This is a genomic window from Duganella sp. AC237 (assembly GCF_979254035.1).
In genome coordinates this window covers 5,240,174-5,253,100 of sequence record NZ_CEEDEW010000003.1, presented here as the reverse complement: position 1 = coordinate 5,253,100, position 12,927 = coordinate 5,240,174, and the positions used below count along the sequence as shown (strand labels likewise).

General features: G+C 63.2%; 12 protein-coding genes. All 12 read left to right on the top strand.

Going from position 1 to position 12,927, the window contains the following annotated elements; translation table 11 throughout:
• The first annotated feature begins 104 nt into the window (after positions 1-104).
• The 12 genes from leuC (at position 105) to accD (ending at position 12,827) form a co-directional block, all read left to right on the top strand.
• Positions 105-1,508, top strand: coding sequence for a 3-isopropylmalate dehydratase large subunit (leuC, locus tag AC0IYS_RS23275; RefSeq protein ID WP_471707405.1), 1,404 nt, complete (start codon positions 105-107; stop codon positions 1,506-1,508).
• 31 nt (positions 1,509-1,539) lie between these two features.
• Complete coding sequence (locus AC0IYS_RS23270; protein WP_008450980.1) at positions 1,540-1,665, top strand: entericidin A/B family lipoprotein; 126 nt, start codon at positions 1,540-1,542, stop codon at positions 1,663-1,665.
• A gap of 52 nt (positions 1,666-1,717) precedes the next feature.
• Positions 1,718-2,365: a 3-isopropylmalate dehydratase small subunit gene (gene leuD, locus AC0IYS_RS23265; RefSeq protein ID WP_363505095.1), complete on the top strand. Its 648-nt coding sequence runs from the start codon at positions 1,718-1,720 to the stop codon at positions 2,363-2,365.
• 14 nt (positions 2,366-2,379) lie between these two features.
• Positions 2,380-3,450 carry a 3-isopropylmalate dehydrogenase gene (gene leuB, locus AC0IYS_RS23260; RefSeq protein WP_471707404.1) on the top strand — a complete coding sequence of 357 codons (1,071 nt, stop codon included), beginning with the start codon at positions 2,380-2,382 and terminating at the stop codon, positions 3,448-3,450.
• A 24-nt stretch (positions 3,451-3,474) separates the two neighbouring features.
• Complete coding sequence (gene asd, locus AC0IYS_RS23255; RefSeq protein ID WP_471707403.1) at positions 3,475-4,602, top strand: aspartate-semialdehyde dehydrogenase; 1,128 nt, start codon at positions 3,475-3,477, stop codon at positions 4,600-4,602.
• A gap of 215 nt (positions 4,603-4,817) precedes the next feature.
• Complete coding sequence (locus AC0IYS_RS23250; RefSeq protein ID WP_471707402.1) at positions 4,818-7,658, top strand: motility hub landmark protein FimV; 2,841 nt, start codon at positions 4,818-4,820, stop codon at positions 7,656-7,658.
• A gap of 79 nt (positions 7,659-7,737) precedes the next feature.
• Positions 7,738-8,541, top strand: coding sequence for a tRNA pseudouridine(38-40) synthase TruA (gene truA, locus AC0IYS_RS23245; protein ID WP_471707401.1), 804 nt, complete (start codon positions 7,738-7,740; stop codon positions 8,539-8,541).
• 14 nt (positions 8,542-8,555) lie between these two features.
• Positions 8,556-9,248, top strand: coding sequence for a phosphoribosylanthranilate isomerase (locus tag AC0IYS_RS23240; RefSeq protein ID WP_471707400.1), 693 nt, complete (start codon positions 8,556-8,558; stop codon positions 9,246-9,248).
• Positions 9,232-10,479 (top strand): tryptophan synthase subunit beta, encoded by a 1,248-nt coding sequence (gene trpB / locus AC0IYS_RS23235; protein ID WP_471707399.1) that lies wholly within the window; start codon positions 9,232-9,234, stop codon positions 10,477-10,479. Before AC0IYS_RS23240 ends, trpB begins: the two co-directional genes overlap by 17 nt.
• Before the next feature lie 29 nt (positions 10,480-10,508).
• Positions 10,509-11,306 carry a tryptophan synthase subunit alpha gene (trpA, locus tag AC0IYS_RS23230; RefSeq protein WP_471707398.1) on the top strand — a complete coding sequence of 266 codons (798 nt, stop codon included), beginning with the start codon at positions 10,509-10,511 and terminating at the stop codon, positions 11,304-11,306.
• Positions 11,307-11,582: 276 nt separating this feature from the next.
• Complete coding sequence (locus tag AC0IYS_RS23225; protein ID WP_471707397.1) at positions 11,583-11,846, top strand: hypothetical protein; 264 nt, start codon at positions 11,583-11,585, stop codon at positions 11,844-11,846.
• Between the two features lie 108 nt (positions 11,847-11,954).
• Entirely contained in the window at positions 11,955-12,827 is an 873-nt protein-coding gene (accD, locus tag AC0IYS_RS23220) for an acetyl-CoA carboxylase, carboxyltransferase subunit beta (RefSeq protein ID WP_090314808.1), read from the top strand.
• Positions 12,828-12,927: the final 100 nt, after the last annotated feature.

The window sequence follows — 12,927 nt, the reverse complement described above, 5'->3', positions numbered from 1 at the left end:
CGCATCGGCTCACGAGGCCGGATGGCGGCGGTCGCTATCGCATTGCACAATATGGCATAATCGAAGTGGATCACTCACACAGGCAGCAGCAGTAAGCACACATCATGATGAAGACGCTTTACGACAAACTCTGGGAATCCCACGTGGTCAAGGCCGAGGAAGACGGCACCACCATCCTCTATATCGACCGTCACCTGGTGCACGAAGTGACCAGTCCGCAGGCCTTCGATGGCCTGCGCGCCGCCAACCGCCAGCCGTGGCGCCTGTCGGCCAACCTGGCCGTGGCCGACCATAACGTGCCGACCACCTCCCGCGCCGACGGCATCGCCGACCCGGTCTCGCGCCTGCAGGTCGAAACCTTGGACAACAATGCCAAGTCCTACGGCATGACCTATTTCAACATGAACGACAAGCGCCAGGGCATCGTCCACGTGATCGGGCCGGAGCAGGGCGCCACCCTGCCGGGCATGACGGTCGTCTGCGGCGACTCGCACACGTCCACCCACGGCGCCTTCGGCGCGCTGGCGCACGGCATCGGCACCTCCGAGGTCGAGCATGTGCTGGCCACGCAAACGCTGCTGCAAAAGAAATCGAAAGCCATGCTGGTGCAGGTCGACGGCCCGCTGCCGGTGGGCGTGACCGCCAAGGACGTCGTGCTGGCCATCATCGGCAAGATCGGCACGGCCGGCGGCACCGGCTACTGTATCGAGTTCGGCGGTTCGACCATCCGCGCGCTGTCGATGGAAGGCCGCATGACCGTCTGTAACATGGCGATCGAGGCGGGCGCGCGCGCCGGCATCATCGGCGTCGACGACACCACGATCAACTACGTCAAAGGCCGCCCGTTCTCGCCGGTGGGGCCGCACTGGGACCGCGCGGTCGACTACTGGCGCACCCTGCATTCGGACGCCGGCGCCAAATTCGACCTGGTCGTCACGCTCGACGCCGCCGAGATCAAGCCGCAGGTGACCTGGGGCACGTCGCCCGAGATGGTCACATCGATCGACGGCCGCGTGCCCGATCCTGACCAGGAAAAGGACAGCGTCAAGCGCGACGCGATGGAAAAGGCGCTGGTCTACATGAACCTCAAGCCGAACACGGCCATCGAGGACATCCGCATCGACAAGGTCTTTATCGGCTCGTGCACCAACTCGCGCATCGAGGATTTGCGCGCGGCCGCCGCCGTGGTGCGCGGCAAGCAGCGGGCGTCGAACGTCAAGCTGGCGATGGTGGTGCCGGGTTCCGGACTGGTCAAGGACCAGGCCGAGCGCGAAGGCCTCGACCGCATCTTCAAGGACGCCGGCTTCGAGTGGCGCGAGCCGGGCTGCTCGATGTGCCTGGCGATGAACGCCGACCGCCTGGAACCGGGCGAGCGCTGCGCTTCGACCTCCAACCGTAATTTCGAAGGACGCCAAGGTCAGGGCGGACGCACCCATCTGGTGTCGCCCGCGATGGCCGCCGCCGCCGGTATCGCCGGCCACTTCGTCGACGTGCGCACGCTGCGCTGAATTTTTTGTTTGATACCACGAGTACACCAACATGAAAAAACTATTCGCCCTGTCCATCATTGCGCTGATCCTGACCGGCTGCAACACAGTCAACGGCTTCGGCAAGGACGTGAAAAAAGTCGGTGAGTCGCTGGAAGGCGCTTCGACCAAAAAATAACCGCAGTACGGCGGGCCGCGACGGTCCGCCGTCGCACAACCCGAACGAGATCATGGATAAATTTACGATATACGAAGGCCTGGTGGCCCCGCTCGACCGCGCCAACGTCGACACCGACGCCATCATTCCGAAGCAATTCCTGAAGTCCATCCATCGCACCGGCTTCGGCCCCAACCTGTTCGACGAGTGGCGTTACCTCGACCATGGCGAGCCCGGCATGGACAACAGCAAGCGTCCGCTCAATCCGGACTTCGTGCTCAACGAGCCGCGTTACCAGGGCGCCTCGATCCTGCTGACCCGTAAAAACTTCGGCTGCGGCTCCTCGCGCGAGCACGCGCCGTGGGCGCTGGACCAGTACGGCTTCCGCGCCATCATCGCGCCGTCGTTCGCCGACATCTTCTTCAACAACTGCTACAAGAGCGGCTTGCTGCCCATCGTGATTCCTGAAGCGCAGATCGATCATCTGTTCAACGAAGTCAAGGCCTTCCCCGGATACCGTCTGGTGGTCGACCTTGAGCAGCAGCGCATTTCCACCAGCAATGGCAGCGTCTCCTATCCCTTCGAGATCGACGCCTTCCGCAAATACTGCCTGATGAACGGACTCGACGATATCGGCCTGACCCTGCGCCACGCCGACACCATCCGCGAATTCGAAGAGCGCCATCTGGCAAACCAACCCTGGTTGGCTAACGTCATCTAATCTCGAAAACTCACATGAAAATCGCAATCCTCCCGGGCGACGGTATCGGCCCGGAAATCGTCGCCCAAGCCGTCAAGGTCCTCAATGTGCTGGGCGAATCGTTCGAGCTGGAGACCGCCCCCGTCGGCGGCGCCGGCTACGCGGCCCATGGCCATCCGCTGCCGGACGCCACCCTGGCGCTGGCCAAGTCCGCCGACGCGGTGCTGTTTGGCGCCGTCGGCGACTACCAGTACGACACCCTGGAACGCGCGCTGCGTCCGGAGCAGGCCATTCTCGGCCTGCGCAAGAACCTGGGCCTGTTCGGCAACTTGCGTCCGGCCATTTTGTATCCGGAACTGGCCGGCGCCTCGACCCTGAAGCCTGAAGTCGTTTCCGGCCTCGACATCCTGATCGTGCGCGAACTGACCGGCGACATCTACTTCGGCCAGCCGCGCGGCGTGCGCGAGTGCCCGGACGGTCCGTTCAAGGGCCAGCGCGAAGGTTTCGACACCATGCGCTATGCCGAAGGCGAGATCCGCCGCATCGCCCACGTGGCGTTCCAGGCCGCGCAAAAACGCGGCAAGCGACTGACCAGCGTCGACAAGGCCAACGTGCTGGAGACGTTCCAGTTCTGGAAGGACATCGTCACCGACGTCCACAAGGAATATCCGGACGTCGCGCTGGACCACATGTACGTCGACAACGCCGCCATGCAGCTGGTGCGCGCGCCGAAGAAATTTGACGTCATCGTCACCGGCAACATGTTCGGCGACATCCTGAGCGATTGCGCGGCGATGCTGACCGGTTCGATCGGCATGCTGCCGTCGGCCTCGCTCGACGCCAACAACAAGGGTCTGTACGAGCCGTCGCACGGTTCGGCGCCGGACATCGCCGGCAAGGGCATCGCCAATCCGCTGGCGACGATCCTGTCGGCCGCGATGATGCTGCGCTACACGTTCAACAAGAACGAACAGGCCGACCGCATCGAGACCGCCGTCAAGGCCGTGCTGGCGCAGGGCCTGCGCACCGCCGACATCTTCGAGCCGGGCACCACCAAGGTGGGCACCGAGGAGATGGGCAACGCGGTAGTTAAAGCACTCGCATAAAAACTAAAGACAAGGAAGAGCAAAATGAAACTCGTAGGCTTGGTAGGTTGGCGCGGCATGGTTGGTTCGGTCCTGATGCAGCGCATGCAGGAAGAGGGAGATTTCGCCCACATCGAACCGGTGTTCTTCACGACGTCGAACCCGGGCGGCGACGCCCCGAAGATGGCGAAGAATGAAACCAAACTGAAAAGCGCCACCGACATCGACGAACTGAAAAAGTGCGAGATCATCATCTCGTGCCAGGGCGGCGACTACACCACCGAGGTGTTCCCGAAATTGCGCGCGGCCGGCTGGAACGGCTACTGGATCGACGCCGCGTCGACCCTGCGCATGGAAAAAGACGCCGTCATCGTGCTGGACCCGGTCAACCTGCACGTCATCAAGGACGCACTGGGCAAGGGCGTGAAGAACTACATCGGCGGCAATTGCACCGTGTCGTGCATGCTGATGGGCCTGGGCGGCCTGTTCCAGCACAACCTGGTCGAGTGGATGACCTCCATGACGTACCAGGCGGCATCGGGCGGCGGCGCCCAGCACATGCGCGAACTGCTGACCCAGTTCGGCACGATCAATTCGTCGGTCAAGGCGCTGCTGGACAATCCGGCTTCCGCGATCCTGGAAATCGACCGCCAGGTGCTGGCGACGCAACATGGTCTCTCTCCCGAGGAGACCAGGCAGTTCGGCGCGCCGCTGGCCGGCAACCTGATCCCGTGGATCGACAAGGACCTGGGCAACGGCCAATCGAAGGAAGAGTGGAAGGGCGGCGCCGAGACCAACAAGATCCTCGGCCTGGGCGCGGACTTCGGTTCCAAGGCGATTCCAGTGGACGGCCTGTGCGTGCGCATCGGCGCCATGCGCAGCCACTCGCAGGCATTGACCATCAAGCTGAAGAAGGACGTGCCGATCGACGAGATCCACGACATCATCGCGTCCAACAACCAGTGGGTCAAAGTGGTGCCGAACACGCGTGAAGCGTCGGTCAAGGACCTGTCGCCGGCCGCCGCCACCGGCAGCCTGACGATCCCGGTCGGCCGCCTGCGCAAGATGAGCATGGGCGACGATTACCTGTCGGCCTTCACCGTCGGCGACCAGCTGCTGTGGGGCGCGGCCGAACCGCTGCGCCGCATGCTGCGCATCGTGCTGGATAAGTAAAAGCTACCGCGCAATCTTGGTAGTGGAAGGGGTTTTCTCTATGTGCTCTCATAGGGAAAACCCCTTTTTTTTCACCAAATTAGGCACAGACCTGACAACTCCTCATGTATCACTTGAGAAACGGCGTGCAAAGCTTGCATGCTCATGTGCATGGTGATATGTTGATATATCCGGGAAAGTAACATTTTCCCTCTGATAACCTACTGCCGCCCACTATGCCCTTCACCAATCGCACCAGCATCGTTTCGTTCGCGTTGAAAACACTCACTAGCGCGGTCGCCGGTGCGGTGTTGTTGTCCGCCGCCGCGAACGCCGCCGGACTTGGCAAGCTGACCGTCCTGTCGTCGCTGGGCCAGCCGTTGCGGGCGGAAATCGAACTGACCGCTGTCACGCCCGAAGAAGCCAGCGGTTTGGTCGCCCAACTGGCGTCGCCAGATGCCTTCCGTACCGCCAACATCGATTTCAATCCCGCGCTGAGCTCGCTGCGCTTCGAAGTGGAGCAGCGCAACGGCCGCCAACTGATCCGCGTCTCGTCGAGCCAGCCGGTCAACGAGCCCTTCGTCGACATGCTGCTGGAACTGAAGTGGACCGGCGGCCGCATGGTGCGCGAATACACCTTCCTGCTCGACCCACCGGACATGCGTTCGGCCAATTCGCCGCAAGTGGCCGCGCCGGTCGATCTGAGCCGCCAGGCCAACGCCCCGGCCGCGACCGCGCCGAACGCGCCGGTGGCGTCCGCGCCCGCCGCGACCCCTGCCGCGCCTTCGTCCACGGCGCCGGCCCGCCCGCAACCCGCCAGGTCGACCGAGCAGTACACCGTTAAAAAAGGCGACAACCTGAGCCGCATCGCCAGCCAGGTCAAGCCGGGCGACATCTCGCTCGACATGATGCTGGTGGCGCTGTACCGCGCCAACCCGGAGGCGTTCTCCGGCAATAACATGAACCGCCTGAAGTCGGGCCAGATCCTGAAGGTGCCGGATTCGGGCGCCGTCCGCGCCATCGTGCCCGAAGGCGAGGCGCGCGGCGTGGTGGTCGCGCACGCGGTCGATTTCAACGCCTACCGCGCCAAGCTTGCCGGGCAGGTCGCCAACAGCACGCCGGCCAGGGAAGCGGAGACGACGCAAAACGTCAAGGGCAAGATCACCGCCAAGGTCGAGGAAAAACCGAACGCCGTCAACGAGGCCAAGGACAAGCTGACCTTGTCCAAATCGACCGCCACCGCGCCGGTCGCGGGCAAGACGGGCGTGGCCGCCGAAGAAAACATCGCCAAGCAAAAGCAGGTGGACGAAGCGGCCGCCCGCGTCAAGGAGCTGGAAAAGAACGTCAACGACCTCGAACAGCTGATGGCGGTGAAGAACAAGACCATCGCCGAGAAGCCGCCAGTTGCCGCAGCGCCTGTCGCCGCGCCGGCGCCCACGCCGGCGCCAGCCGCCACCCCGGCCGAGGCGCCGAAACCGAAGCGCACCCTGGCCGTGCCGCCACGCAAGCCGGTCGAGCCGAGCTGGTACGAAGTAATGATGGAGAATATCCAGCTGGTCGGGCTGGCGGTCGCGGCCTTGCTGGCGCTGATCTACGGCATCATCCTGGCGCGCCGCCGCAAGAGCAAGAAATTTGTCGTGGTGCCGGGCGAGATCGTCATGCCGCCCGATCCGACCACCCCGATACAGCCGTTCATCACCGAGGCCGGGGCCCAGAACGTCGACACCAGCAACAGCGTGTTCAACTCCAATTTCGCGCCGTCGGCCAGCCAGCTCGACACCAACGAGGTCGATCCGGTGGCCGAGGCCGACGTCTACATCGCCTACGGCCGCGACGCGCAGGCCGAGGATATCCTCAAGGAAGCGCTGCGCACGAACCCCGAGCGCCATCCGGTTCGCCTGAAGCTGCTGGAAATCTATGCTACCCGCAAGGATGCGCGCGCCTTCGAAGGCCAGGCCTCCGAGCTGTATGCGCTGACGCGCGGCCAGGGCGAGGAGTGGGCGCAGGCGTCCGCGATGGGGCAGTCGATCGATCCGACCAATCCGCTGTACTCGGCGGCGCCTGACGGCGCCGGCGGCGTTGCCATGTCGGCCGCCGCCGTGCCGGTCGCGGCCGGCGCGGCGGCCGCCGCTGCCGCCGCCTCGGCGTATTCGGCCAACGATTTTGGCACGGGCGACGATTTCGGCGCCGAACCGCCTGCCGCCACCCCGAGCGGCCTCGATCTGGACGTGGGCCTGGATGCTGCGTCTGCCAAGGCCGACAGCGCGATGGACTTCGGCAGCGACCTGAGCGACATGGAAACGGCGTTGCCGCAACCGGCCGACGCGTCGGTATCGCCAGCATCGGTTGCCGCGCAATCGGACAACCTGATGGACTTCGACCTGGGCGACATGAATTTCGAACCGGTCGCCAGCGACAAGGCGCCGATCGAAATGCCGGCCCCGGCGCGTGAGGAGGCTGCCGACGATCCGTTTGATCTGGCCTTCGATGCGCCTGCCGCCTCCGCACCGGCGGCCGCTGCGGCGCCCGCCGACGACCCGAGCATGGACTTCAGCCTCGATCTGCCGGAAGACACGGCGGAGCCTGCCGAATCGGCCAAATCGGCGGAGCGCGTGCCGGCGGCCGGCACCGATCCGCTGGACATGGACATCATGGGCTTCGATATTCCGGAAGTGCCGGCCCTGACCGAACCGCCGAAGGTCGATCCGAAGGCGGTGGACTTCGACGAGCCGCTGGAGTTGCCGGAAGACGCCGAATCGATCACGGCCGCGCCGGCGCCCGCGCGCGAGTTCGACCTGTCGGACATCAACCTCGATCTGGACAACGAATTCACCGGCGCCGCAGGCGAGGGCGCGAAGGCGGAGTTGGCGGAACCAGCGGAACCTGCAGCATCGCCGGCGCGCGACGACACCCTGTCGGCGCACCACATGGAGATGGACACCAAGCTCGACCTGGCCATCGCCTACCAGGAAATCGGCGACAAGGAAGGCGCGCGCGAGCTGCTGGACGAAGTGCTGCGCGGCGGCAGCGACGACCAGATCGCCAAAGCCAACGCCATGAAGGCGCAGCTGGGGTAAGCGGTGTCGGGTTGTCCGCGAGGTTGTCCGCGAGGTTGTCCGATATAATGCCAGCCTCAAACATCACCTCGGGCAGCAATTGAAACGGATAGCAATCGGCGTCCAGTACGACGGCACCGCCTGGCACGGCTACCAGAAACAGGAAGACGGCCACACGGTCCAGGACAAGCTGGAACAGGCGCTGGAAAAATTCGCCACGGTTCGCCTGGCCACCACTTGCGCCGGCCGCACCGACACCGGCGTGCACGCGCTCGAACAAGTGGTCCACTTCGATACCGACCTGACCCGCGACGCCCATTCCTGGGTGCGCGGCGTCAACGCCTTCCTGCCGCCGTCGATCGCCGTGCGCTGGGCCAAGGAACTGCCGGGCGACCCGACGGTTAACGACTTCTTCCACGCCCGTTTCAGCGCCCGCGCCCGCACCTACCACTATGTGCTGTACAACAACCCGACCCGCTCGCCGTTGCTGGAAGGCCGCGCCGGTTTCTGCTTCCGCCCGCTCGACGTCGCGCTGATGCAGCAAGCCGTGCAGCCGCTGCTCGGCTGGCACGACTTCACCGCTTTCCGCGCCGCGCAATGCCAGGCCAAGTCGCCGGTCAAACTGATGCATGACATCCAGATCAAGCGCGTCGGCGAACTGGTGGTGTTCACCATCACCGCCAACGCCTTCCTGCACCACATGGTGCGCAACCTGGTCGGTTCGCTGGTCTACATCGGCACCGGACGCGAAAAGCCTGAATGGCTGGGCCAATTGCTGGAAACCAAAGACCGCCATGCCGCCGCGCCCACTTTCATGCCGGATGGCTTGTACCTGGCTAAAATCGACTACGATCCCAAATGGGAATTGCCGCTGGAGACCACCAGCGCGCTCCCTTGGTTCTAAAAAGGAAACATTGCATGCCACGCACCCGAGTCAAAATCTGCGGCCTGACCCGCGTGGAGGACGTGCAAGCGGCCGTGGCCGCCGGCGCCGATGCGATCGGTTTCGTGTTTTATCCGAAAAGCCCGCGCTATGTCACGCCCGAGCAGGCCGCCGCGCTGATCGCCGCCGTGCCGCCGTTTATTACCTGCACTGGGCTGTTCGTCAACGCCACGCCGGAGGAGGTGGCCGCCGTGGTGAAAGTGGCGCCGGTGTCCCTGATCCAGCTGCACGGCGACGAGACGATAGCCCAGTCGGCCGCCATCGCCGCCGCCTGCGGGCGACAGTTCATGCGCGTGTTTCGCGTCAAACCCGACACCTTGCCGTCCGATTTGCTAGAATACGAACAACTATGCCGCGCCGCCAGTCCCCTGTTCACCAGTTTGTTGCTGGATACATATGTGGATGCCTACGGTGGCGCAGGAAAGGGTTTTGATTGGTCTCTCATTCCAAAAGATCTCGCGCCTCGGGTCGTTTTAAGTGGTGGCTTGAGCGTACACAACGCGACTGACGCGGTGGTCGGTGTACGCCCCTATGCCGTCGACATCAGCAGTGGTGTCGAAGCGTCCAAGGGGATCAAGGACGCCCGCAAGATCGCCGCCTTCGTCGCGGCGGTGCGGGCCGGAGATGACATGATTGAAAGCGAAACCCACCATGAAAGCATTACCTGAGATCGGCGCAGCCGCGCCCCTGTTCCACGCCAAAGACTACGAACTGCCCAACGCCAGCGGCCACTTCGGCCCCTACGGCGGTTCCTTCGTCGCCGAAACGCTGACCTACGCGCTGGCCGAGCTGAACCAGGCTTACGAGCGCTACAGCAAGGACCAGGAATTCCTCGAAGAATTCCGCTATGAGCTCAAGCACTTCGTCGGCCGTCCGTCGCCGATCTACCACGCCAAGCGTTGGTCCGAGCTGGCAGGCGGCGCGCAGATCTACTTCAAGCGCGAAGACCTGAACCACACCGGCGCCCACAAGATCAACAACGTCATCGGCCAAGCGTTGCTGGCCAAGCGCATGGGCAAGCCGCGCGTCATCGCCGAGACCGGCGCCGGCCAGCACGGCGTCGCCACCGCCACCATCTGCGCCCGTTTCGGCCTCGAGTGCGTGGTCTACATGGGCAGCGAGGACGTCAAGCGCCAGGCGCAGAACGTCTACCGCATGAAGCTGCTGGGCGCGACCGTGGTGCCGGTCGAGTCCGGTTCCAAGACGCTCAAGGACGCGCTCAACGAGGCCATGCGCGACTGGGTCACCAACATCGAAAACACCTTCTACATCATCGGCACCGTGGCGGGCCCGCATCCTTACCCGATGCTGGTGCGCGACTTCCAGTCGGTGATCGGCGAGGAATGCCTGGTGCAGATGCCGGAGATGACCGGCCGCCAGCCGGACTACGTGATGGCCTGCATCGGCGGCGGTTCGAACGCGATGGGCATTTTCTACCCGTACATCGACCAGAAGCAGGTGCGCTTGATCGGCGTCGAGGCGGCGGGCGAGGGGCTGGACGGCGTCAAGCACGCGGCCTCGCTGACCAAGGGCTATCCGGGCGTGTTGCACGGCAACCGCACCTATCTGCTGCAGGACGAGAACGGCCAGATCATCGAGACGCATTCGGTCTCGGCGGGCCTGGACTATCCCGGCGTGGGCCCGGAGCACGCTTACCTGAAGGATATCGGCCGCGCCGAGTACGTCTCGATCACCGACGAGGAGGCGCTCAAGGCCTTCCACGATTGTTGCCATATCGAGGGCATCATCCCGGCGCTGGAATCGTCGCACGCCTTGGCGTACGCCGTGAAGCTGGCGGCCACCTTGCCGAAGGATCAGATCATTCTGGCCAACCTGTCGGGCCGTGGCGACAAGGACATGCACACCGTGGCGGAGCGGATGGGTTTGAACTTCAACTAATCCATCCAATAACTCTACCAAGGAAAACCATGTCCAGAATCGCACCAACCTTCGCCGCCCTGAAGGCGGCCAATAAAACCGCGCTCGTCACCTTCATCACCGCCGGCGATCCCGGTCCCGAGCACACCGTTGCGCTGATGCACGCGCTGGTCGCGGGCGGCGCCGACATCCTCGAACTCGGCGTGCCGTTTTCCGATCCGATGGCCGAAGGTCCGGTCATCCAGCGCGCCTGCGAGCGGGCGCTGGCGTTTGGCGTCGGCATCCGCGACGTGTTCGAGTACGTCGCCGAATTCCGCAAGACCAACCAGACCACGCCGGTGGTGCTGATGGGCTACGCCAACCCGATCGAGCGCATCGGCGCCGCCGCCTTCATCGCCAGATCGAAGGAAGTCGGCGCCGACGGCGCCATCGTGGTCGACTATCCGCCGGAGGAGTGCGAAGAGTTCGCCGCCGCCATGCGCGCGGCCGAGCTCGACCTGATCTTCCTGCTGGCGCCGACCTCGACCGAGGCACGCATCCAGCAGGTGGCCAAGGTCGGCGGCGGCTTCAGCTATTACGTCTCGCTCAAGGGTGTCACCGGTGCCGGTAATATCGATACGTTGCAGGTGGCCGAGCGCCTGGCGGAAATCCGCAAGCACGTGAGCTTGCCGATCGGCGTCGGCTTCGGCATCCGCGACGGCGCCACCGCGCGCGCCGTGGCCGAGGTGGCCGACGCGGTCGTCATCGGCAGCCGCATCGTGCAAGAGATCGAAAAGCACGGCAAGGAAGGTTCGGTTGCGGCCGTCGAAGCTTTCGTCCGCGACATCCGCAGCGCCCTCGACGCCTGACCGGTTTTAGAAGACCGTAACACCCTCCGGCCGCTTGGCCGTCATCAAATTACGACCGCTCACCTTGATACATAGTTAAGTACTGACTATGTTGAAGGGGAGCGGTCGTGCGCTTTGAATGGGATGAGCAGAAGGCCAAATCCAACCTTCGCAAAATAAGTTACCGAGGGCGGCTGTTGTTGGTAAGTCATTGTTATCGAGGCGCTGATGTCGTACGCCTCATATCAGCTCGTAAGGCTAACAAAGCGGAACTGAAAATTTATCAATGAGGAAACTATGTGTAACGATGAGTTAGATTTATCAAAAAGCGTTCCTGTTGCCAACCACTTTGCCCGGCAGATCGGACGCGAGCTGACGATCGGTTTGTCTAACGATGCCATTAATTATTTCAAGCAAATTGGAGATGAGGTTGGACTGCCGCCTGAACGTGTAATTGAAACATATCTGCGTCATATCGCTCGCGCGAACTACAAAGTGACGATAGAGATGCCTGCCACCGACGACGAAACAGAGGCGACGGCAGTAGGGGATTCCCTCTAAATCCCCGCGAATTCCATGACGAAAGCTAAAAATTATTGTATTGCAATGTTCGACAGGCGTACAAGAAACGGCTACACTTCGGCCACAAGTTAGCTGCAAGGAGAATTTATGAGTTGGTTGGAAAAACTGCTGCCCCCAAGAATCCAGCGTTCCGACGTTGCCGCCCGCAAGACGATGCCAGAGGGCCTGTGGGTCAAATGCCCATCGTGCGAAGCCGTCCTGTACCGCACCGATCTGGAATCGAACCTGCATGTTTGCCCTAAATGCGACCACCACATGCGCATCCGCGCGCGCGAACGCCTCGACAGCCTGTTCGACGCCGGCGGACGTTATGAAATCGGCATGGACACGCTGCCCGTCGATACGCTGAAGTTTAAAGACAGCAAGAAATACCCCGACCGCCTCAAGCAGGCGATGGAAGCGACCGGCGAGACCGACGCCATGATCGTCATGGGCGGCGCCATCATGAGCATGCCCGTCGTCGTGGCCTGCTTCGAATTCGAATTCATGGGCGGCTCCATGGGCTCCGTGGTCGGCGAGCGCTTCGTGCGCGGCGCGCAAGTGGCCCTGGAACAGAAAGTGCCGTTCATCTGCATCACCGCCACCGGCGGCGCCCGCATGCAAGAGGGCCTGCTGTCGCTGATGCAAATGGCGAAAACCACCGCCATGCTGACCAAGCTGTCCGAGAAGAAGCTGCCGTTCATCAGCGTGCTGACCGATCCGACCATGGGCGGTGTGTCCGCCTCGTTCGCCTTCATGGGCGACGTCGTCATCGCCGAGCCGAAGGCGCTGATCGGCTTCGCCGGCCCGCGCGTGATCGAAAACACCGTGCGCGAAAAACTGCCGGAAGGTTTCCAGCGCTCCGAGTTCCTGGTCACCAAGGGCGCCGTCGACATGATCGTCGACCGCCGCAAGATGCGCGAAGAAATCGCGCGCCTGATGGCCTTGCTGCAAAACCAGCCGGCCGAGGTTATTGCGTAACCTTATCGCATAGCCAATATTGCAGTTTCAATGCCCGGCACAACGGCGCGCAATCGGATATCATCCGGCCTGCGCGCCGTTGCCATTTTCAGAGTCTTAT

Excerpts from the sequence above, each read along its gene's own strand:
- AC0IYS_RS23270 (WP_008450980.1), top strand. The coding sequence starts at position 1,540 with ATGAAAAAACTATTCGCCCTGTCCATCATTGCGCTGATCCTGACCGGC.
- AC0IYS_RS23240 (WP_471707400.1), top strand. The coding sequence starts at position 8,556 with ATGCCACGCACCCGAGTCAAAATCTGCGGCCTGACCCGCGTGGAGGAC.
- trpA (WP_471707398.1), top strand. The coding sequence starts at position 10,509 with ATGTCCAGAATCGCACCAACCTTCGCCGCCCTGAAGGCGGCCAATAAA.
- leuC (WP_471707405.1), top strand. The coding sequence starts at position 105 with ATGATGAAGACGCTTTACGACAAACTCTGGGAATCCCACGTGGTCAAG.
- asd (WP_471707403.1), top strand. The coding sequence starts at position 3,475 with ATGAAACTCGTAGGCTTGGTAGGTTGGCGCGGCATGGTTGGTTCGGTC.
- leuB (WP_471707404.1), top strand. The coding sequence starts at position 2,380 with ATGAAAATCGCAATCCTCCCGGGCGACGGTATCGGCCCGGAAATCGTC.
- trpB (WP_471707399.1), top strand. The coding sequence starts at position 9,232 with ATGAAAGCATTACCTGAGATCGGCGCAGCCGCGCCCCTGTTCCACGCC.
- AC0IYS_RS23250 (WP_471707402.1), top strand. The coding sequence starts at position 4,818 with ATGCCCTTCACCAATCGCACCAGCATCGTTTCGTTCGCGTTGAAAACA.
- leuD (WP_363505095.1), top strand. The coding sequence starts at position 1,718 with ATGGATAAATTTACGATATACGAAGGCCTGGTGGCCCCGCTCGACCGC.
- accD (WP_090314808.1), top strand. The coding sequence starts at position 11,955 with ATGAGTTGGTTGGAAAAACTGCTGCCCCCAAGAATCCAGCGTTCCGAC.
- AC0IYS_RS23225 (WP_471707397.1), top strand. The coding sequence starts at position 11,583 with ATGTGTAACGATGAGTTAGATTTATCAAAAAGCGTTCCTGTTGCCAAC.